The sequence below is a fragment of the Brevundimonas naejangsanensis DSM 23858 genome (assembly GCF_000421705.1).
GTDB lineage: Bacteria > Pseudomonadota > Alphaproteobacteria > Caulobacterales > Caulobacteraceae > Brevundimonas > Brevundimonas naejangsanensis.
In genome coordinates this window covers 102,800-123,865 of the sequence record NZ_ATXN01000003.1, presented here as the reverse complement: position 1 = coordinate 123,865, position 21,066 = coordinate 102,800, and the positions used below count along the sequence as shown (strand labels likewise).

Below are 21,066 nucleotides of genomic sequence, written 5' to 3'. Positions count from 1 at the left end.
AGCCGGATTGTTCCGCCGCGAAGCTGAACAGGGGATGAAGCGCCTAAAGCCCCCCTGCGTCGCGCAGGGCGACGAAATCTTCCGGCTCCGGCGCCTCGACCGTCACGCGCCCGCCGTCCGGGTGGGGAAAGCTCAGCTTCGCCGCGTGCAGCATCAGGCGCGGCGCCGCGCGCCCGGCGAAGGTCAGGGCGCCGCCATAGCGGACGTCGCCGACCAGAGGACGCCCGATGGAGGCCATGTGGACCCGGAGTTGGTGCATCCGCCCCGTCTCCGGCGACAGTTCGACCACCGCCCCGTCCTGACTGGAGGCCAGGGTGCGATAGCCGCTGGCGGCCCCCTGCGCGCCCGGCGCATCGAAATCCACGACCCGCATATAGCTTTCGCGGCCGATCTCCTCGCGACGCAGGGCCGAGGTGATCCGGCCCGATTTCGGCTCCGGCGCGGCCGCGACCAGCGCCAGATAGGTCTTCTGGAACTTGCGCATCTGCATCGCCTTGCCGAAGAAACCGGCGGCGGGCTTGGTCTTCGCCGCCAGGATGACGCCGGAGGTGTCGCGATCCAGCCGATGCACCAGCTCGGGCCGCTTGCCGTTGGATCGGGCGAAAGCCCACAGCAAGTCGTCCAGCGTATGCGCCTGAATGCGGCCGCCCTGACTGGACAGGCCCGACGGCTTGTTGAAGGCGATCAGATGCGCGTCTTCATGCACCACCCAGGAACGGACGGCGGCGATCTCTTCTTCGGTCAGGGAAACGGGCTGGCGGATCTTCACCAGCCGAGCCTTAGCGGAGCAGACGGCGCTTCGCCATGCCTCTCAGGAGATCAGGTCCCTCAGCGGATCAGGCCCTTGCGGCGCGCCCAGTGGGCATAGGCGATCTGGATGACGAAAACGGCGGCGACCGCCACGACAGAGGCCAGCCCCGCTGCGCCCAACACCTCGCGCCCATTGCTCAGCGCCAGCACATAGACCGAGTGCGCCAGCATGGCGATCAGGCCCGCGACGAAGGCGTTGAAGGCCAGCTTGCGCCGCAGCAACAGCATCAGCGCGCCCAGCAGGCCGCACCACACCGCCACGCCGAAAGCCACATCCGTCCACATCGGCGCCGAGCGCAGATAGAAGACCTGCTCCATCGTCAGAGCGCTCCAATAGGCCTGCGCGCCGGTCACCTTCTGGTACCATTGCCAGACACCGACGCCGTTCCAGAGCACCGAGGCCACAGCTATGGCCCACAGGTGCCACGGCGCCGTCGAGCGCTTCGAAATATCGACCATCATTCTTCCCCCAGAGCCTTGAGCGCCGAAAACTACGCCGAAATAGGCCGCCGCAACAAGGGTTTCGGCCCCGCCTCAGACGATCACGCCGCGCCGACCCATCCAGGCGCAATAGGCGATCTGGGCGATCAGGACAGCGATGATGACCAGGCCGAACGCCACGCCGACCGGCCCCATGATCTCGCGCCCATTGCTCATGAAGTGGATGTAGGCCGTGTCCGCCAGCATGGCGATGAGCGCCACGGCGAACACCAGCGCCGCCTGTCGCCGTCGCAACAGCAGCAGCACCGCCGCCAGCAGCCCGCCCCAGAAGGCGATCCCAACCGCGACATCGGTCCACAGAGGCACGGCGCGCAGATAGGCGGCCTCGGCCGGGGTCATGCCGGCCCAATAGGCTGGATCACCCGTCACCTGCAGCATCCACTGCCAGACGAAAAGCGCATTCCACAGGAAGGACAGCACGCCGACCAGCCACACATGCCAGGGCGTCGACATACGTCGCACAACATCGACCATAGACGCCTCCGCAGTTGGGAGGTTCAGCTTACGCTCCTAAGATACGCACAACAATGAACGCTGTTCACCGACCACCGAAGGCATTGCGCGGGCGGTAGACGCCTACGCCTTATCCGCCCGCATCCGCGCCCGCATCGCCGCCCAGCGTTCCAGGCGCGCCTTGACCTTCTCTTCGTGGCCCTCGCCTTTGGGTTTGTAAAAGGTGCGGCGCTCCATCTCGTCAGGGAAGAAGTCGGCGCCGGAAAAGCCCTCGGGCGTGTCGGGGTCGTATTGGTAGCCCTTGCCGTAGCCCAGCGACTTCATCAGCTTGGTCGGGGCGTTGCGGATATGGGCGGGCGGCATCAGGGAGCCGGTCTCGTGAGCGGCGCGCTTGGCCGCCTTAAAGGCTTCATAGACCCCGACCGACTTCGGCGCCGTGGCCAGGTGGACGACCGCCTGGGCCAGAGCCAGCTCCCCCTCGGGCGAGCCGAGGAAGTCGTAGGTGTCCTTGGCCGCATTGGCGACCAGGATGGACAGAGGGTCGGCCTGACCGATGTCCTCGACCGCCATGCGCACGATCCGCCGCGCCAGATAGAGCGGGTCCTCGCCCCCGTTCAGCATCCGCGCCAGCCAGTAGAGCGCCGCGTCCGGGTCCGACCCGCGCACTGACTTATGCAGGGCGGAGATGAGGTTGTAGTGCTCCTCGCGCGACTTGTCGTAGGCGGGTGCGCGTTTCTGCAGCACGCCCGCCAGAGCCTGCACGTCCAGCGGCTCGACGTCCGTCAGATCGAACAGCACCTCGGACATGGTCAGCAGGTATCGGCCATCGCCGTCCGCCAGCGCCAGCATGGCCTGCCGCGCCTCTGGCGTCAGCGGCAGGGACTTGCCCATCAGGGCCTCGGCCCGGTCCAGCAACAGATCCAGCGAGGCGTCGTCCAGCCGCTTCAGCACATAGACCTGGCTGCGCGACAGCAGAGCGCCGTTCAGCTCGAAGCTGGGGTTCTCGGTCGTGGCGCCGACCAAGGTGACGATCCCCTCCTCCACGAAGGGCAGGAAACCGTCCTGCTGGGCGCGGTTGAAGCGGTGGATCTCGTCCACGAACAGCAGGGTCTGCTGCCCCGCCGCCCGACGCATCCGCGCGGCTTCAAATGCTTTTTTCAGGTCGGCGACGCCTGAGAAGACGGCGCTGATCGACTGGTATTCATAGCCCGCCGCCTTCGCCAACAGGCGAGCGATCGTCGTCTTGCCCGTGCCCGGCGGACCCCACAGGATCATGGAGCCGAGGCGCCCGGCCTCGATCATGCGACGGATCGGCCCGCCTTCGCCCAACAGGTGGTCCTGGCCCACCACCTGATCGAGCGCCTGCGGGCGCAGACGGTCGGCGAGCGGCGCGTCGGGAGGATGAATGCCGGAAGCTTCGAACAAATCAGTCATGGAACGCTCTAGATAGGCGTTCGTTCGGGCGACTGCACCCGCTACAACGCCTCCAAGGAGGAATCGCATGACAGAACCCAAGCCCGATCAGGGACCGCGCGGCGGGGTGACGCCCCATCTGACCATTCCCTCGCGCGGCGCCGCCGCAGCGATCGAATTCTACGCCCGCGCCTTCGGGGCCGAGGAAGTCATGCGGATGCCCGCCGAGGACGGCGAGCGGCTGATGCACGCCCATCTGCGCATCAACGGCGGCAGCCTCATGCTGGCTGACGAATTCCCAGAATGGACCGGCGAGGCCGACATCAAGCCGGTCGGCGTCAGCCTGCATCTTCAGGTCGACGACGCCGACGAATGGTGGGGCCGCGCCCTGGTCAACGGCGCGATTCCGGTCATGCCGCTGGAGGACCAGTTCTGGGGCGACCGCTACGGCCAGGTCCGCGATCCGTTCGGACACCTGTGGAGCATCGGCGGACCGGTGAAGGGGTAAGACCCCGCCGCCGTCAGCATCAGAAAACGCGCTTCCCTCTCCCTCCCCTTCATGGGGAGGGTGGCTGAGGCCGCAGGCCGAAGACGGGTGGGGACGGCAAGGCTAATCAAGCGCCGCGCCCTCATCACCGAGCCCTCCCCACCCGGTCGCTTCGCGACCACCCTCCCCATGAAGGGGAGGGAGAAACGCGGTGTCGGTTTCCTTACGGCAAGCGGCCCGTCAAACGGCGGCCGCCGCGAACGATGGTCAATTCCGAGCCCCGCTGCGCGCGGCCGAGGGCCGAGACCGAGGTCACGGCACGGCCGTCCACCTGCACCACGAGATCGTTGGGACGCAGACCGATGCGGGCCGGGACGCTGTTACGCTGCAAGCCCGTCACCACCACGCCGCTGGTAAAGGGATCGCCGCCCAGACGGTCGGCCAGCGCAGGGTTCAGCGCCACGCCCTGAAGTCCGGCCAGCGCCCCCTGCCCCACGACCGTACCCTGTCCCGGATCAGCATCGCCCGGCAGGGTCGAGACGCGGGCGTTCAGCGTCTGGGTCCGGCCGTCGCGCAGCACCGTGACGGCGACGGAAGCGTTGGGCGACTTGGTGCCGACGCGGAAGTTCAGGCCGCCCTGATCATTGACCTCTGCGCCGTCGATGGCGGTGATCACATCGCCCTGTTGGATGCCTGCGCGCGCGCCCGGCCCGCCGGCGTAGACGTCGGTGACCATCAACCCCTGCGGCCGCTCAAGGCCCAGACTGCGAGCGATGTCGGCGCTGACCGTATCGCCCTTGACCCCCAACCAGGCGCGCTCGACCGCCTTGGCGCCGCCGACAGCCGAATCCACCACCCGCTTGACCATGGCTGCGGGCACGGCGAAGCCGACGCCGCTGGACGAACCCGAGCGCGAGAAGATCGCCGTATTGATGCCGATCAGTTCGCCGTCCATGTCGACCAGGGCGCCGCCCGAATTGCCCGGATTGATCGGCGCGTCGGTCTGGATGAAGGAGCCGGAATCGCTGATGCCCGTCTCGGTGCGGTTCAGGGCCGAGATGATGCCGTTGGTCACAGTCTGGCCGACGCCGAACGGGTTGCCGATGGCCAGCACCAGATCGCCGACCTGCTGCTGTTCCTGATCGTCGATCCGCAGGACTGGCAGGTCGCCGTCCAGGTTCTCGAGTTGCAGCACGGCGATGTCGGACCGCTCGTCCGCCAGCAGCACCTTGGCCGGATATTCGCGCCGGTCGTTCAGGGTGACGCGGATCTCCTGCATGTTCTGGATGACGTGGTTGTTGGTCACGACGATCCCGTCCGGACGCACGATCACGCCCGAACCGATGGAGCCGGTCACGCGCGACTGCGGCCCGCCCCCGAACAGTTCAAAGAAGGGATCGCGCACGCGCTGGACGCCTCGCGCCGAAATATTCACCACGGCGGGGGCGGCCTCGCGCACCACGGGGGCGAAGCTGGTCTTCAGCGAACCGGCGTCGCGCGGGGCGACGCGGGGCTGTTCGGCGAAGACGCCTTCCTGCGCCTTGGTGGGCTGCGGCTGGCCGCAGGCGGACAGGATCAGGGCGGCGGCGATGGCCAGTCTGGAAGTCTTCATCTCGTCCCGGTTCTACAAGCTTGGGCGTTGTATCCATTCCGCCTCGGCTTTTCGACAGGATCAAGGCCGTCGTTCGATCCGGGGCGCGGCGGCGATCAAACGGACGTGACCTCGTCCCGTTCCGCCCGACGCGCGGTCAGGAAGCCGATCAACGCCCCGAGCGCCAGCACGACGGAGGCCAGATAGAAGGCCAGCCCCGGCTCGGACAGCATGGCGTCGGCTGCGGCCGACACCGCAGGCAGCCCCCGATCCGACAACCAGACCGCCGCCCGCCCGCCGCCCTCGCCCACGGACACCGAATAGATCCAGCCGAAGAACAGGGGCGACGCCACCCCGGCGATGGAAGCGACGCTCATGTTCGCACCCTGCAGCTGGCCCTGTTCGCTCTCGCCGACGCGTCGGGTCATCAAGGACTGAAGCGTCGGCATGGCAAGACCCCACAAGGCGTTGGGGAACATGGCGATGATGAAGGCGACGCCCGTCAGCGCCCAGCCCATCAGGGCGATGCCCACAGCCCCGCCGCACAGGCCGAAGATCATGGTCGCGCGGTCGCCGAACCGCTTGGACGCCGGGCCGACCAACACGCCCTGAACAATCATGTCCAGCACCCCGACCATGGCCAGCAAGGCACCGACCTGCCACGGCCCCCAGCCGTAACGCAGCCCGGCGTAAAGGACGAAGACCGCCGAAAACACGTGGTGGGCGAAATAGAGCAGGAAGTTCACGACCGCGAGGCCCGCCAGCTCGGCGTGACGTTTCAACAGGATCATGGCGCCGATCGGATTGGCGCGCCGCCAGCTGAAGGGCATTCGTTTCTCGGGCGCCAGGCTCTCCGGCAGGATGAACAGGCCGTACAGGAAGGCCAAGCCCGATAGGGCCCCTGCCACCCAGAAGGGCACGCGCGGTCCGAACTCTCCCAGAAATCCCCCCAGCACCGGCCCCAGCACGAATCCGCCCGAGAAGGCCGCGCCGATCAGCCCATAGGCGCGGGCGCGTTTTTCCGGCTCGGTGATGTCGGCCATATAGGCGTAGATGGTGGTGAAGCTGGACGAGGTGACGCCCGCCACGAGTCGCCCGACCGCCAGCCACCACAGGTTCGGCGCCAGCGCCATCAAGACATAGTCCGCGGCCAGCCCGGCGCAGCTGATCAGGATGACCGGGCGGCGCCCGTACTGGTCCGACAGCGAGCCGATCACCGGCGAGGCCAGGAACTGCATCCCCGCCCACAGGGCCACAAACACGCCATTCAGCAGGCCTGCCCGCGCGTTCGACCCGACAAACTCCTCGATCAGATGCGGCAGGACCGGAATGACGATCCCCATCGCCACGATGTCCAGCACCGCCGTCACAAGGATGAAGGCGATCGCCGCACGGCGGACCTTGGGGATATGCAGGGACATGGATGCTCGCGGAGGTGGAGCGCCGTTCTACTCCGCTGCCCTTTTCCAGCCCATACCTCGATCAGTCGCTTAGCGCTGCGTGACGGGCAGCGTGTCGTTCGGGTCACCGTCGCCCCGCGGCGCCGTCACGCCCAGCAGGCGGGCCAGGAAAGGCTGGACGTCGACGCTGTCCAGGTTCTGCAGCCGCCGCCCTGCAATCACGCCCGGACCGTGGGCGATGAAGATCGCCTGCATCTCGGGGGCGGCGTTGTCATAGCCGTGGGCGCCGCCGGACCGGGTGACCGGGCGCGCCTTAGTCGCCAGCAGCCAGCCCGGCTCGGACGCGCAGACGATGGCCGAGACGCGCGGATTCGAGCCCAGCGCCAGCCGCGCCGGAATCTCGCTCTTGCGCCAGCAGTCCAGATGAGGGCGCGAGCCCAGCAGCGCCTGCTCCACCTCGGCCTCACGGCCCTCGACCGGATTGAGGAAGGCGACTGCGCCCGAATAGACGATCTGCACCGCAGCCGGATCAATGATGTCGTCCAGCACGGTGACGCGGTCCGGCGAGGTCGCCGCCATGCCGTGGTCCGACACCACCACCAGCATGGTGTTGTCATACAGACCCCGCGCCTTCAGTCCCTCCACCAAACGCCCGATGGAGGCGTCGACCGAGCGCATCGCTTCCAGCGTCTGCGACGCATCCGGGCCGTGGTTGTGCCCCATGGTGTCGACGATATCGAAATAGAGGGTGGTCAGGGCCGGGCGCTGGGCGGCGGGCAGATCCATCCAGGCCAGCACCTGATCGACGCGGACGTCGCCCGGCATCGACTGGTCGAAAGGCGTCCAATAGCTGGGACGCACCCCGCGAATGTCAGCTTCGGAGCCCGGCCAGAACATGGTGGCCGTCTTCACGCCCTGCCGCTCGGCCGAGACCCAGATCGGCTCGCCCTGATCCCACCAGCGGCGATCGGTGACCGCCTGCTTGTTGCCGAGCGAGAAGCGGCCCAGTTCGGCGTCGACCATATTGTTGCCGACGATGCCGTGGTGATCAGGATGCAGACCGGTGACGAGCGTATAGTGGTTCGGAAAGGTCACGCTGGGGAAGGACGGCTTCATCGGTCCCGACGCCCCCTCGGCCGCCAGTTGCGCCAGCACCGGCGTCGCCCCGCGCTCCAGATAGTCCGCGCGGAAGCCGTCGATGGAGATCAGGATGACGTTCGGCGCCTGAGCCGTTTCGACCAGCGACGTGGGCAGCGTGGTGGCGCAGGCGGCGACGGCCAGCGTCAGGACGGCGGCGCGCGCCAGGCCGAACAGACGATCAAACATGAGGAACTCCCGGAAACCGACTTTTTCGCGAATATTGCCTAAGCTTAATCCGCGACAGACAGAAGACGGCTTGCCGGTTTTTCAACTCCGGGCCACGCTCCCGTCCATGACCAGCGTTATCGAAACGAACGGCCTGACCAAGACCTATGGCGCGGTGCGCGCCCTGGACGGCCTCAGTCTCAGCATACCGCGCGGCGGGGTCTATGGGGTGCTGGGGCCCAACGGCGCGGGCAAGTCGACCCTGTTCCGCATCCTTCTCGGCCTGATCCGGCCCACGGCGGGCGAGGTGCGGGTCATGGGCCAGCCGACCGGCGATCCGGCTGTGACCCGTCGCATGGGCTCGATGATCGAGACGCCGCGCTATCCGCCCTATCTTACCGCGCGCCAGGCCCTGCGCTGGCTGGCGCTGGCGCACGGGATGGGGGCAGAGGCCGAGACCGACCGCTGGCTGGATCGTGTCGGCCTGTCCGAGGCGGCGGACCGCAAGGTGCGTGGCTTCTCGGTCGGCATGATGCAACGGCTGGGCGTCGCCGCCGCCCTGATGACCCGGCCCGATCTGGTCATCCTCGACGAACCGACCAGCGGCATGGACCCGCCCGGCATCCAGGAAATGCGCGCCCTGATCCGCAGTCTGGCCGACGACGACGGGGTGACCATCATCCTGGCCAGCCACCAGCTGCTGGAGGTCCAGCGCGTGTGCGACCGCGTCGCCATTCTGAACCGGGGCAAGCTGGCGGCCGAGGGCAGGGTCAGCGACCTGACCGCCTCGGGCGAGCGCCTGCGCCTGTCCGCCACGCCTCTGGCCAAGGTCATGGCCGTGCTGGGCGAGCGCGGCAGCGTTCAGGACGACGCCGTCATGGCCGCCGTTCCCCGCGCCGAGGCCCCTGCCCTGCTGCGCGCCCTGATCGAACAGGGCGTGGACATCGACGAGGCCCGCTGGGTCGGCGCCGATCTGGAAAGCGTCTTCATGACCGAAACCTCTTCCGCCGAGGGAGGCCGCCCATGATGCTGGCCGACGCCATCCGCGCCGAAACCTGGCGCCTGCTGCAGAACCGCACGGCGGTGTTCTGGAGCGTCGTTTTCGTGCCCCTGATCTCGCTGGCGCTGGCGACCGCAAGCTTCCTGTTCATTCGGTCCAAGATGGACGGGGCGATGCAGACCCTGCCGGTTGAACTGAAACTGACCGCCAGCGCCGTCGATCTGGGCCAATCGCTGGTCGATGCGGCGAGCGGGCTGGCCAACCCCGGCGTGCTGGCCTTCCTGTTGATCGGCGCGGCTACCGTCTTCGCCGGCGACTACCGCTGGGAGACCTGGCGGTTGATCACGGCGCGCAACACCCGGCCGAACCTGATCATGGGCAAGGTAGGCGCGGTCAAGCTGATGACCCTGGCCGGGTTGATCCTGCTGTTGATCGCCGGCATGGGCGCCGAAGTCGCCAAGGGCGTGATCTTCGGGCGCAGCTTCGCCTTCGGCTTCGGCGGCGAACAGGCGCAGGCGTTCAGCCTGCTGACGCTTCTGTCCTATGTGCGGGTGGTGCAGTTCCTGTTGCTTGGCCTGCTGGCGGCGACAGTGACGCGATCCCTGCTGGCGGCGCTGTTCGTGCCTCTGGTCATCGGCGTCGGCCAGTTCTTCCTGGCCAAACTGAGCCCCCTGTTCGGCTGGCAGATGGGCGACTGGGCGACGATGCTGCTATTGCCCGGCGACGCCTTCGAAGTGCTGAAGCTTCTGATCAAGGGCGGCATGGAAGCGGCCCTTGTCCCCACAGGCGCCGTCTGGCGCGCCATCACGGGACTGGTGCTGTGGAGCTTCGGCCCCTTCCTTCTGGCCCTGGCGTGGTTCCAGCGACAGGATCTGTCGAAGGAGTAGAATCTTTCCTCCCCACTGCGTGGGGAGGGGGGACCGCGTAGCGGTGGAGGGGCTTAGGGCTGCGGAACCAAGCAGCCCCTCCGTCTCGACGGCTACGCCGCCGATCCACCTTCCCATGTCATGGGGAGGAGAAACCCAGCGCCTTCTCCATGAAGACGTCGGCCCGGACATAGGGCGTATCGCGCGGCGGCAGGCGCACGAAGCCGAAGCTGTCATAGAGCGCCAGAGCCGGGCCGAGCGTCGAACTGGTCTCCAGATAGAGGCGATGCGCCCCCGCCTCGCGGGCCGCCGCCTCGCAGGCGTCCAGCAGGCGGCGCGACAGCCCCTGACCGCGCGCGGACGGCGCAATGGTCATCTTGGCGACCTCATAGCCGCCGTCGTCCATCGCCATCAGGGCGCAGCAGCCGACGGCCTGTCCCGCCTGCTCGACAAAGAAGATGCGGCCGCCCGGCCTCAGGATCTGGCCTTCAGGATCGCCCAGAACCTTGCGGTCCTTGGCTTCGATCGCGAAGCCGCCCTCGGCCAGCCAGGCTTCGTTCAGCGTCCGCCAGGCGTCGCGATGGTCCGGCCGATAGGCGACGATGGCGAAGCTTTCGCCGCTCATGCCGAAGCCCCCCGACAGTGGTCCGCAAAACCGGCGACGAAGGCGGTCAACCGTCGGCGCGTATCCGCGTCGATCAGGCGGCCTTCGGCGTCGAAGGCGTCGCCCGCGCGTGTGACCATCAGCCTGGCCCCGAACCACGGCGCCGCGCCCAGGGTGCGCAACACCGGCAGCCAGGCCGCCTGGCTCATCAGCGTCCCGAACGGTCCAGGCGAGGCGCCCAGCACCGCCACCGGCCGCCCGCCGAACACCCGACCGATGTCTGAACTGGGCCGGCTCAGCCAGTCGATGGCGTTCTTGAACGGGCCGGGGATGGAGTTGTTGTATTCGGGCGTGAACAGCATCAGCCCGTCGCAGCCGGCGATCAGATCCTTCAGCGCCACCACGGCCTCGGGCAGGCCCTGCTCGGCCTCCAGGTCGCCGTCATAAAGAGGGATGCCGTGGATGGTCGCGGCGATCAGCTCCACATCTGCGGGCGCCGTCTCCTGCGCCGCGCGCAGCAGGGCGCTGTTGTAGGAGGCCGCCCGCAGGCTGCCCGACAGTCCGACCAGACGCATCTCAGTCCTTCATCTCCGCTAGCGTCGCCGTATCAGGCGACGACAGCCTTTCGCCGTGAATTTGCTGCTCGGCGCAACCCTCGACCAGAAAATCCAGCAGCATGCGCACCGAAGGCAGCAGCCCCCGCCGCGACGGGAAGACCGCGTGGACGATCCACTTCTTGGGCCTCCAGTCCGGCAAGAGGTCGATCAGCCGCCCCGCCTCCAGGTCGCGCATCACCGCCACGCTGGGCAGCAGGCCCACGCCCAGGCCGTTCAAGGCGCCTTCGTGCAGCATGTGCAGGTCGTCGGTGACCAGACGCGGCGCATGACGCACTGACGCCGTCATGCCTTCCTTATGATGCAGGGCCCAAACATGATCGCGATGCGCCGGGCCGAAATCCACGCTGGGCCAGCCTGCAAGATCGGCCGGACCGGTCGGCGCTCCCATGCGAGCGATCAGGTCCGGGCTGGCGACCAGGCGATGCACGCTTTCGTCCAGTTTACGCATGACCAGATCGGTCTGCTCCAGCGGCGGCTCGCGCACGCGGATGGCCAGATCAAACCCTTCGCCGATGACGTCCACCCGACGGCTGGTGCTGTGAAGCTGCACCTCCAGCTCGGGATACAGGGCCATGAAGCGCAAGATCAGCCCGCTCATCTGATAGGTCAGCAGACCCGGCGCGCAGGCGACGCGGATGGTGCCGCACGGCTCGGACCGGGCGCCGTCGATCAGGGCCTGCGCCGCCTCGGCCTCGACCAGCATGGCGAGGCAGTGCTGGTAATAGGCCTGGCCGATCTCCGTGACCGAAAATTTGCGCGACGAGCGCTGGATCAGCCGCGTGCCCAGTTGGTCTTCCAGCGCGGCGATGCGGCGGCTCAGCTTGGATTTCTGCATCCCCAGCGCCCGCGCCGCCGGGGCGAAGCCGAGGTGATCCACCACCTGCACGAAGTAATAAAGGTCGTTGAGGTCTCTCATCGTCCTATTGATAGGACGCAGCGAGGCGATTTCGCAATCTGTCCAGCCCGGCGTTCCAGAGTCATAAAGTCTTCAACGCGATCGGCCCTGCCCCCAACGGCCGATCCAACGAATGGAGACAAGACCATGAAGAAGGTTCTGGGCCGTTACGGCAACGACCGCGGCCACTGGGTCGGCGACGGCTTCCCCGTCCGTTCGCTGTTTTCCTACAACGCCGTGGGCAAACAGGTCAGCCCCTTCCTGCTGCTCGACTACGCCGGTCCCTACAACTTCGAGCCGACGACCGAGCGGCGCGGCGTGGGCCAGCATCCGCACCGCGGCTTCGAGACCGTGACCATCGTCTATGACGGCGAGGTCGAGCATCGCGACTCGACCGGCCAGGGCGGAATCATCGGCCCCGGCGACGTCCAGTGGATGACGGCGGGCGGCGGCATCCTGCACGAGGAGTTCCATTCTCCGGCCTTCTCGCGCACCGGCGGCCCCTTCCGCATGGTTCAACTCTGGGTCAACCTGCCCGCCAAGGACAAGATGACCCGTCCCGGCTACCAGTCGATCCTGAACGCCGACATTCCGATCGTTTCCCTGCCTGACAATGCAGGAACCGCGCGGATCATCGCCGGCGCGATGGAGGGCTCGAAAGGACCGGCCACGACCTTCACTCCCATCAATGTGTGGGACGTGCGGCTGAACCGGGACGCCGAGACGACGCTGGATCTGCCCGAAGGCCACACGGCCATGGTGGTGGTTCTGTCGGGTCATGTCACCGTCAACGGCGACCAGCCCGCGGGCGCCGCCGAGGCCCTGCTGCTGGACCGTCAGGGCGACAGCGTGACCCTGAGCGCCGATGCGGACACGACCCTGCTGATCCTGACCGGAGAGCCGATCGACGAGCCCATCGTCGGCTACGGCCCCTTCGTGATGAATAACGAGGACGAAATCCGCACCGCCATCACGGACTTCAACAGCGGCCGCTTCGGCGACATTCCCGCCGCAGCGTGACACACTGAGCAACAGGCGGCCCGGCCATCGCCGGGCCGCCGCCCTTTCAAGGAGGCCCCCATGATCGAACTCATCATCGACCAGCGCCGCAAGGACCTCGGCGGCTTCGAGGTCGGCCGCGTCCTGCCCTACGCCAAGCGTCGCATGGTCGGCCCGTTCGTCTTCTTCGACCACATGGGCCCGGTCGACATGCCCGCCGGTATTCCCAAGACGGTCGACGTGCGCCCGCACCCGCACATCGGCATCTCGACGCTGACCTATCTGTTCGACGGCGAGATCACCCACCGCGACAGTCTGGGCGTCCAACAGGACATCCGCCCGGCCGAGGTCAACTGGATGACCGCCGGCAGCGGCGTCACCCACTCCGAACGCTTCGAGCGGGCGCGGATGGAGGGCCTACGTCTTGAAGGCATCCAGGCCTGGATCGCCCTGCCCAATGGGCAGGAAGAGATCGATCCCTCCTTCCAGCACGTTGTGCCCGGCGACCTGCCGACCTGGATCGAGAACGGCGTCAAAGGCCGTCTGGTCGCGGGTGAAACGATGGGCATGAAGGCGGGCGTCAGCACCTTCTCGCCCCTGCACTATATGCATCTGGAGCTTGAGCCCGGCGCCCGCTTCCAGACCCCGACCGACCATTCCGAAAGCGCCGTCTACGTCGTTCAGGGGCTGGTCGAAATCGACGGCGGCAGGCCCCTAGGCCACGGCCAGATGGCGGTGCTGTCCAAGGGATCGCCATCGGTCATCCACGCCCTGCAGCCGACCACCGTCATGGTGCTGGGCGGCGAGCCGGTGGGAGAGCGTTTCATCGAGTGGAACTTCGTTTCCTCGTCGCAGGATCGGATCGAACAGGCCAAGGCCGACTGGCGCGCCGGGCGCATGAAGCTGCCCGACATGGATGATCAGGAGTTCATCCCCCTGCCGCCGGACCGCACGCCGCCTCCCCCGCCCATGTCCTGATCGGAGTCGTCATCATGGCTATCGCACACGCCCATATCGGCGCCGCGCGCTATCGGACCACGATCCGGACAGGCGGCGACCTGCAACACCTCCTTACCGCTGACGAGCCGCAACGGCTGAACGGCGGGGATCAGGGGCCAGCGCCCTTCGACCTGCTGATCTCGGCGTTGGGGGCCTGCACGGCCATCACGCTGAAGATGTACGCCGAGCGGAAGGACTGGCCGCTGGAAGCGCTCGACGTTCAGCTGGAATATCTCGGCGGCGAAAATCCGCCCCGGATCGAACGCGTCCTGACGCCTGTCGGTCCTCTGGACGAAGCCCAACGCGCGCGCCTAGCCGATGTCGCCGAGCGCACGCCTGTCACCCTGGCGATCAAGAACGGCGTCCCAGTCAACACAAGGCTGGCGTAACGCCCTGCCGCCGCGGGGCCTGCGCCCTCAGTAAGTCCAGCGGACGCCCAGCCGCAGGGTGCGCGGCGGGCCGTAGCCCTCGACGCCGGTTCCAGTCTCGGACACCTCGACCGCTTCGTCGAACAGGTTGTCGGCGGCTGCCCAGATCATGGCGGCGGGCGTTATCCGCCATTCGGCGCGGGCGTCCACCACTACCGCAGCGCCCAGAACACGGCTGTTCAGGTCGTCTTCAAATCGCTTGCTCTCATAGCGGGCCTGGGCCGCCAGGGTCAGGCGTTCGCCGGCGCGCCAGTCCAGCCCGGCCGTGGCGCTCCAGATCGGCGCCTGGGCCGGACGCAGGCCCGTCAGCTGCGGCGCCGCCGAACCGCCGTCCATGCGGGCGTCGGTGACGGAAACGGCGCCGTCCAGACTCAGACCGCCGGGCAGGCTGCGGCGCGCCGTGAGTTCGATCCCTGTCGCTTGGATGGTCCCGGCGTTCTGACGCTGACGCAGCACGCCGCCGGCCGGAACAAAGCCTGCGCGCGGGAAGGTTCCCGGCCCCTCGCCGATGGTCACATTGACTATGGCGTCCTCGATCCGGTTCCAGAACAGGGTCGCGCCGAAGGCCGCGATCGGCCCCTCATAGGCCAGCCCCGCCTCCACGCCCTGAAGGGTCTCGGGAACCAGGGCGGCGTTGGCCTCGGTCAGGTCGTTGCCGACCCGGAACGGGCGGTGCAGTTCGTTCAGCGTCGCCGGGCGGAAGCCGGAATAGGCCGCCGCCCGCCCCGCCCAGCCGCCGCCGAGGAAGCGCCGCGCCGCCAGACGCGCGCTGACCACCTCGCCCGAGCGGTCGGTATCGGCCTCGTCCAGGGTCGCCGTTCCATCGGCCCGATCACGCTCCAGACGGCGGCCGTTCTCATTCTTCCAGCTGTCCAGACGCAGGCCCCCGGCCACCAGCCACAGGTCGTTGCGCCACGATGCCTCGCCGTAGAGGCCCGCCACTGCAGTCTCGCCGCCCGCGATGCGGTCGCGGGTGAAGGCGCCGTCCATGAAGCGGAAGCGTTCGCGGGTCTCGCCCTCGTTGAAGCGGGCGTCGGCGCCCAGCTCCCATTCCAGCCGTCCGCCCGCCACGTCGCGCGAGGCGCGGCGCAGCGCGGCGTTGACGCCCCAGCCGGTTGCGGGCGTCTCATACTGATCATTGGCGGGCGTGGTCGCGTTGCGGTCCGCCGCCACCGCGACGGAGGTATTGGCGAAATCGCTTTCGCGTCGCCAGGCCTGCAGTCGCCAGCCATAGTCGCCGTCCTGCGGCCGCTTCGCCGCCGTGGCCGACAGCAGGTGACCGCTGGCGCTGGACCGCGCCCCCATGAGGCCCGAGCCGCGCTCTTCGTCATAGGCCGAGGCGCGCAGCGACAGACTGGCCTCGCCCAGCGGCGCGTCCAGCCGCAGCGCCGCCGCCCTGGTGGTCAGATCCAGCGGCGTGTCCGCCGTCCCGGCCGCCGCGCCGCGCACGGGCGTATAGCCGTCGCTGGTCTCATAAAGGGCCGAGCCCGTCAGGCGCAGAGGGCCGGCGTCGAGCCCGCCCGCGCCTGCCAGCCGTGCCCCGCCCCTTTCGGCGATCGAGGCGTCCAGCACCCCGCCGCGTTCTCGCTCGCGCAGTTGGATGACCCCGGTCAGGGCGCCCGCGCCATAGGGACCGGCCCCCGCGCCGCGTACGATATCGAGGCTTTCCAGAGCCTCAGTCGGCAGTTGCGACCACAGGACCCAGCCGCCGAACGGATCATTCAGCGGTACGCCGTCCAGAGTCACCAACGTCCGCCCCGCCCCTGACGGCGCGATGGCGCGCAGGGATATCCCCTGCGTCGTCGGATTGGCGGACAGGCTGGTGGTGCGTCGGAACAGGGAGACCGCAGGCACGCTGGCCAGCGCCTCGTCCAGCCGCGTCGACCGATCCAACGCAAGCCCATCCAGCCGCACGACCGAAAAGGCCGCCTCCCCCGCCGCCGGCGGCAGACGCGCCGCTGTGACCACGACTTCGTCAACGACCGTCGGCTGTATGTCCAAAACCCAAACGCCCCCGTAAAAAACCGGCCTCGGCGTCAGGCGCGCAGGGTCGCTCCGCCGTCGACGTAGAGGTCCGTCATGGTGATGTGCGCCGCACGATCCGACAACAGGAAGACCACGGCCTCTGCGATGTCTTCCGGCGTCGCCAGCTTCTGCAACGGAATCCCGGCCTTAAAGGTTTCCGGCGAACCGGCGATGACGCGGGCGGCGCCGTCATCGTCGGCCCACATGCCGGTCTGCATCGGCGTCAGGGTCGAGCCGGGGGCGACGATGTTGCAGCGGACGCCCTTGGGCCCCAGCTCCAGCCCCAGACAGCGGGTGAACATGGTCGCCGCGGCCTTGGACGCCGCATAGGCCGCCATCGCATGACGCGGCACGCCTGCGGCGTTAGAGCTGACGGTGACGAAGGCCCCTTTGCCCCGCTCGCCCATCCGCCGCGAAACCTCGCGGCCCAGGTGGAAAGGCCCATCCGTATTGACCGCGAACACACGGCGCCACTCGGCGTCGGAGGTCTGATCCACCGTCACATTGGACAGGACGCCCGCCACGCTGGCCACGAAGTCGATCGGGCCGTCCTCGGCCTCGATGCGGTCGAACAGAGCTTCGACCGCCGCGCCGTCGGACACGTCCAGCGGCTCGACCCGCACGCCGTTCAGGAAGGCCAGCCCCGACAGGGCAGTGGACGGCAGGTCGGTGGCGACCACGCGCGCGCCCTCCTCGACCAGCAGACGCACCACGGCGGCGCCGATACCGCCGCCCGCGCCCGTGACCAGGGCCAGACGGCCGGACAGTCCGCTGTCTCTCATCGTGCGATCTCCTCGAAGGCGGTCATGCGGGCGTCGAGCTCAGGGGCGATCAAGGCCGTCGCCGCCGGGCCGGTCAGTTGCGGGTGCAGGAAGGGAACCTCGACCACGTCCAGATCGGGCGAATAAGGCCGCCACAGGCCCGGCGTCAGGTCGCGATCCTTGTGATCCAGCGCCGCGCGGACGTGGGTGGTGCGGCCGCCGAAGGGCCTGTGGTGGTGTTCCCGCACCAGACGGTTGGTGTCCAGCACCACGCGGATCACCCCGTCCAGCGCCGCCTCGGGCAGGCCGCCCAGCGCGCTGTCGCCCGCCTTCAGGAAGGCGACAATGGCCGCGCGGCTGCGCAGCTCGGGATACTGGGTCGGGTCGTATCCGGCGATGGCCAGCAGGGCCCGCATGGCGTCGACGGGGTCCGGTTCCGGTTCGGCGCGCCAGCACTCGGCCGGATAGGAATCCAGCATGGCCATCAGGCCGACCTTGACGCCGCGTCGCTCCAGCTCGACCGCCGCCGCCTGGGCGATGATGCCGCCGACGGACCAGCCTGCGATGTGAACCGGACCGGGCGCGCCCAAGGCCAGAATGTGATCCACATAGACGGACGCCAGCCCCTCGATGCAGTCCGGCAGGGCGTTCTGCGGGTCCAGCGCGGGCGACTGCACGCCCCACACCGTGCGGCGCGGCGACAGGGCGCGCGCCAGGGTGCGATAGCCCCACGACAGCCCTCCCGCCGGATGGATCAGGAACAGCGGCGGCAGGGCCGGGTCGCCCTCGGCCAGACGGATCAGCACGCCCAGCCCGTTGTCGAAGTCCAGCGCCTCGGCGTCGATCAGGGCCGCCAGTTCGGCCACGCGCGGCCGGTCGAACAGGGCCCCCAGCCCCGGATCGCGCCCCAGCCGCTCGCGGATCAGCATCATCAGATGCACCGCCAGCAGGGAGTCGCCGCCCAGGGTGAAGAAGTCGTCGTCGGCGCCCGCCGGTTCGGACCTGCCCAGCGTCTCGGCGAACAGTTCAGCGATGATTTTCTCGGTCGGCGTCTCGGCCGCGCGACCCGCAGCGGCCTCGAACACCGGGGCGGGCAGCGCCTTGCGGTCCAGCTTGCCGTTGGAGGTCGTCGGCAGGGCGTCCAGCGCCACGATGGCGGCGGGCACCATATAGTCGGGCAGGCGCGCGGCCAGCTTCGCCTTCAGAGCGGCTGGGTCATAACCCTCGGCCGGGACCAGATAGGCGACCAGACGGCGCTCGCCGGGACGGTCTTCGCGCGCCAGCACCACCGTCTCGCGCGCGAGGCCCGAGGCGATGACGGCGGCTTCGATCTCGCCCAGTTCGATGCGCAGGCCGCGAATCTTCACCTGATGGTCGCTGCGGCCCAGATAGACGACCGCCCCGTCCGCCCGCCGGCGCGCCACGTCGCCGGTGCGATACAGCCGCTGGCCCGGATGGTGCGGGTCGGGGATGAAGCGGTCCTCGGTCAGGTCAGGCCGGTTCAGATAGCCGCGCGCCAGCTGCACCCCGCCCAGATGCAGGTGTCCGCCCATGCCGGGCGCCACGGGGCGCAGACGCTCGTCCAGAATGACCAGCCGCGTGTTCCATACCGGCCAGCCGATCGGCATGGGGCGCGACGCATCATCCGGCCCGGCGGCCCAATAGCTGACGTCAACCGCCGCCTCGGTCGGGCCGTAGAGGTTGTGCAGTTCGGCGCTCACCGTCTGGTGGAAACGGTCGCGCAGTTCGGCGGGAAGCTCCTCGCCGCTGCAGAAGACGTGGGCGACCGCGATCCCCTTGGCCGCCGGATCGGCCAGAAAGGCCGACAGCATGGAGGGGACGAAGTGCAGGTCGGTGACCGCATGGCCGCGGATCAGCCCGGCGATGGCGGCCGGATCGCGGTGCGCGCCGGGCGAGGCCACGACGAGTTCGCCGCCGGAAATCAGCGCCAGGAAGAACTCCCACACCGAGACGTCGAAGGTGGCGGGCGTCTTCTGCAGGATGCGGGTGTGGACGCCGATGCCGTATTCGGCCTGCATCCACAGCAGGCGATTGACGATGGCCCGATGCTCGACCAGCACTCCCTTGGGATCGCCGGTCGACCCCGAGGTATAGATGACATAGGCGGCGTCCTCGCCCCCTTGCGCCACCGCAGGCGCAGCCCCGTCCAGCGGCCAGTCGGCGGGCGCCAGCAGGGCCTCGCCGAAGGCGCCGCCGATGTCTTCATGCGCCAGGACGACGCTCGGCCCGGCGGCGCGGACGATGGCGGCGATCCGCTCGGCCGGATGCTCCAGATCGAGCGGCAGATAGGCTCCGCCTGCGCGTAAGGTCGCGACCAGCGCGATCACAAGCTCCAGCGAACGCGGCAGGGCCACGGCCACCAGGCTCTCGCGCCCCACGCCGCGCGCCGCCAGGGCCGAGGCCAGCGCCGCCGTGCGGCGGTCCAGTTGGGCGTAGGTGAAGGTCTGATCGCCGAAGGTCAGCGCCGGGGCGTCCGGCGTCGCCTTCATCGCCGCCTCCAGCAGGGCGGTCAGCGTCGTGTCGGGAACGGGGTGGGCGGTGTCGTTGAAGGCTTCGAGTTCGCGCGCGGCCTCGCTCGGCGTGGCGATGGGAACCTCGCCCAGCGTTTCGGCGTCCAGCGCGTTCGTCAGAAAGGCGGCCAGACGCTCTGCGTGGGCGGCAGCCTCCTCCAGCGTGTAGAGGTCGGGGTTGGCGTCGACTTCCAGCGTCAGGGCCGGGGCGGCGTCGCCGCGGAAGGTGAAGCTGATGTCGTCCACCGGGCCTGTGCCCAGCACCTTCAACGTCGTATCCAGCCCCGCAAAGCGCGGCGGCAGGTCGAACGGCAGGACGTTGACTAGCGGCCCATACAGGCGCCGCGCCCCGCCGATCAGGCCCAGGTCGCGCCGCAACTGCTCGCTGCGGTAACGTCCGTGGCGACGGGTCTTGATCAGGGCCTTGGAGGCCACAATCAGCTGTTCGTCCAGCGGGGCGTCCTCGTCCAGCGTCAGGCGCAGCGGCGGGACGTTCATGACCATGGCGGGCGTGCGCGCCGATACGCTGCCCATGCGGCCCATCCACGGCACGCCGATCACAGCCTCTTCCGCGCCCGAGAAGCGGCGGACATAGGCGGCGCCGATGGCGGTCAGCACGTCGGGCCATGACAGGCGCCCGGCGTCGGCGCGGGCGCGCAGGCGGGCCGTGACCTCGGGCGGCAGGGCGCGCTCGATGCGATGGAAGCGGTGGGCGGTCGTCGCCTTGCCCGGCGCCAGAGAGGCGACTTCAGGCGCGTCGCCCATGATCTCGCGCCAGTAAGCCGCGTCGGCCGTGCGCTTGTCGGATACGCGATAGGCGGCGTCTTCCTCCCACACCTTGGCGATGGGGTTGAAGGCCGGGCCGGGCGCCGGGCCGCCACGCGCGGCGTTGTAGAGCTCGGCTGTGCGGTTGGTCAGCAGGGCCATGCCGAAGCCGTCGGTGGCCAGGTGGTGGACGCGCAGACTCCACAGGAAGCGTTGCGGTCCCATCAGGAACAAGATGTTGGCGGCCAGCGGGTCGCGGGTCGGGTCCAGCGGCGTCTCGTGATCGCGGCGCATGGCGGCCACGGCCTCGGCGACCGGATCGGCGGCGGCGAATACGTCGACGATCTGAAGCTGGGGCCGATGGGTCGGGTCGAGCGTCTGGAAGACCTCGCCGTCTCGTTCGACGAAACGCAGCGACAGGGCCTCGGCCTCAGCCGCGGTCTGATCGACGGCGGCGCGGAAAGCCTCGACATCCAGATCGCCCCTAATGTCGAGATAGTGGGCCGTGTTAAAGATCGGATTGGCCGGGTCCAGTCTCTGGGCGAACCACAGGCCGGATTGGGCTTCCGTCAGCGGGTATTCCAGCGCCGCCGCCATGCGTCCGTCGTCCATGATA

19 protein-coding genes are annotated in these 21,066 nt (G+C 68.7%); 6 read left to right on the top strand and 13 right to left on the bottom strand.

The annotated features are described in order from the left end of the window. Positions 1-43: 43 nt before the first annotated feature. The 4 genes from H556_RS0108005 to H556_RS0107990 all read right to left on the bottom strand — a co-directional run bounded on the left by H556_RS0108005 (position 44) and on the right by H556_RS0107990 (position 3,198). Entirely contained in the window at positions 44-769 is a 726-nt protein-coding gene (locus H556_RS0108005) for an RluA family pseudouridine synthase (protein ID WP_024353946.1), read from the bottom strand. 59 nt (positions 770-828) lie between these two features. Beyond that, positions 829-1,269 (bottom strand): hypothetical protein, encoded by a 441-nt coding sequence (locus tag H556_RS0108000; protein WP_233551861.1) that lies wholly within the window; start codon positions 1,267-1,269, stop codon positions 829-831. A gap of 75 nt (positions 1,270-1,344) precedes the next feature. Next, on the bottom strand, positions 1,345-1,764 hold the full coding sequence (locus tag H556_RS0107995; protein ID WP_245559449.1) for a hypothetical protein: 420 nt from the start codon (positions 1,762-1,764) through the stop codon (positions 1,345-1,347). Positions 1,765-1,887: 123 nt separating this feature from the next. Beyond that, complete coding sequence (locus H556_RS0107990) at positions 1,888-3,198, bottom strand: replication-associated recombination protein A (protein WP_024353943.1); 1,311 nt, start codon at positions 3,196-3,198, stop codon at positions 1,888-1,890. A 67-nt stretch (positions 3,199-3,265) separates the two neighbouring features. Here H556_RS0107990 and H556_RS0107985 point away from each other — a divergent pair, with 67 nt between their 5' ends. Continuing rightward, positions 3,266-3,685: a VOC family protein gene (locus H556_RS0107985; RefSeq protein ID WP_024353942.1), complete on the top strand. Its 420-nt coding sequence runs from the start codon at positions 3,266-3,268 to the stop codon at positions 3,683-3,685. A gap of 202 nt (positions 3,686-3,887) precedes the next feature. Here H556_RS0107985 and H556_RS0107980 read toward each other — a convergent pair whose 3' ends face one another. The 3 genes from H556_RS0107980 to H556_RS0107970 all read right to left on the bottom strand — a co-directional run bounded on the left by H556_RS0107980 (position 3,888) and on the right by H556_RS0107970 (position 7,981). Further along, the gene (locus H556_RS0107980) at positions 3,888-5,276 is read right to left on the bottom strand and encodes a Do family serine endopeptidase (protein ID WP_024353941.1); all 1,389 of its coding nucleotides are present in this window, start codon (positions 5,274-5,276) and stop codon (positions 3,888-3,890) included. 95 nt (positions 5,277-5,371) lie between these two features. After that, positions 5,372-6,676: a TCR/Tet family MFS transporter gene (locus H556_RS0107975; RefSeq protein WP_024353940.1), complete on the bottom strand. Its 1,305-nt coding sequence runs from the start codon at positions 6,674-6,676 to the stop codon at positions 5,372-5,374. Positions 6,677-6,745: 69 nt separating this feature from the next. Then, entirely contained in the window at positions 6,746-7,981 is a 1,236-nt protein-coding gene (locus H556_RS0107970) for an alkaline phosphatase family protein (protein ID WP_024353939.1), read from the bottom strand. Between the two features lie 106 nt (positions 7,982-8,087). On the opposite strand from H556_RS0107970, the gene H556_RS0107965 reads away from it, so the two are divergent. Then, a complete protein-coding gene (locus tag H556_RS0107965; protein ID WP_024353938.1) occupies positions 8,088-8,987 on the top strand; it encodes an ABC transporter ATP-binding protein in 900 nt (299 codons plus the stop codon). Further along, positions 8,984-9,847 (top strand): membrane protein, encoded by an 864-nt coding sequence (locus H556_RS0107960; RefSeq protein WP_024353937.1) that lies wholly within the window; start codon positions 8,984-8,986, stop codon positions 9,845-9,847. The genes H556_RS0107965 and H556_RS0107960 overlap by 4 nt, the downstream gene beginning before the upstream one ends. Positions 9,848-9,965: 118 nt before the next feature. Here the strand turns inward: H556_RS0107960 and H556_RS0107955 are convergent, their stop codons facing one another. From H556_RS0107955 to H556_RS0107945, 3 genes are read right to left on the bottom strand one after another with little or no spacing between them, the layout of a single operon-like run. Beyond that, a complete protein-coding gene (locus tag H556_RS0107955; RefSeq protein WP_024353936.1) occupies positions 9,966-10,451 on the bottom strand; it encodes a GNAT family N-acetyltransferase in 486 nt (161 codons plus the stop codon). Further along, positions 10,448-11,005, bottom strand: coding sequence for an NADPH-dependent FMN reductase (locus tag H556_RS0107950; RefSeq protein ID WP_024353935.1), 558 nt, complete (start codon positions 11,003-11,005; stop codon positions 10,448-10,450). Before H556_RS0107950 ends, H556_RS0107955 begins: the two co-directional genes overlap by 4 nt. Position 11,006: 1 nt before the next feature. Then, positions 11,007-11,963, bottom strand: coding sequence for a LysR substrate-binding domain-containing protein (locus tag H556_RS0107945; protein WP_024353934.1), 957 nt, complete (start codon positions 11,961-11,963; stop codon positions 11,007-11,009). A gap of 126 nt (positions 11,964-12,089) precedes the next feature. On the opposite strand from H556_RS0107945, the gene H556_RS0107940 reads away from it, so the two are divergent. Genes H556_RS0107940 through H556_RS0107930 form a run of 3 tightly spaced genes read left to right on the top strand, consistent with a single transcriptional unit; the run spans position 12,090 to position 14,329 of the window. Beyond that, a complete protein-coding gene (locus H556_RS0107940; RefSeq protein ID WP_024353933.1) occupies positions 12,090-12,962 on the top strand; it encodes a pirin family protein in 873 nt (290 codons plus the stop codon). A 60-nt stretch (positions 12,963-13,022) separates the two neighbouring features. Next, positions 13,023-13,919 carry a pirin family protein gene (locus H556_RS0107935; protein WP_024353932.1) on the top strand — a complete coding sequence of 299 codons (897 nt, stop codon included), beginning with the start codon at positions 13,023-13,025 and terminating at the stop codon, positions 13,917-13,919. Positions 13,920-13,933: 14 nt separating this feature from the next. Next, a complete protein-coding gene (locus H556_RS0107930; protein WP_024353931.1) occupies positions 13,934-14,329 on the top strand; it encodes an OsmC family protein in 396 nt (131 codons plus the stop codon). A gap of 27 nt (positions 14,330-14,356) precedes the next feature. Here the strand turns inward: H556_RS0107930 and H556_RS0107925 are convergent, their stop codons facing one another. Genes H556_RS0107925 through H556_RS0107915 form a run of 3 tightly spaced genes read right to left on the bottom strand, consistent with a single transcriptional unit; the run spans position 14,357 to position 21,062 of the window. Next, on the bottom strand, positions 14,357-16,369 hold the full coding sequence (locus tag H556_RS0107925) for a TonB-dependent receptor (protein WP_024353930.1): 2,013 nt from the start codon (positions 16,367-16,369) through the stop codon (positions 14,357-14,359). Between the two features lie 35 nt (positions 16,370-16,404). Next, positions 16,405-17,175: a 2,3-dihydro-2,3-dihydroxybenzoate dehydrogenase gene (locus tag H556_RS0107920; RefSeq protein WP_024353929.1), complete on the bottom strand. Its 771-nt coding sequence runs from the start codon at positions 17,173-17,175 to the stop codon at positions 16,405-16,407. Continuing rightward, a complete protein-coding gene (locus H556_RS0107915) occupies positions 17,172-21,062 on the bottom strand; it encodes a non-ribosomal peptide synthetase (RefSeq protein WP_024353928.1) in 3,891 nt (1,296 codons plus the stop codon). Before H556_RS0107915 ends, H556_RS0107920 begins: the two co-directional genes overlap by 4 nt. Positions 21,063-21,066 lie beyond the last annotated feature (4 nt).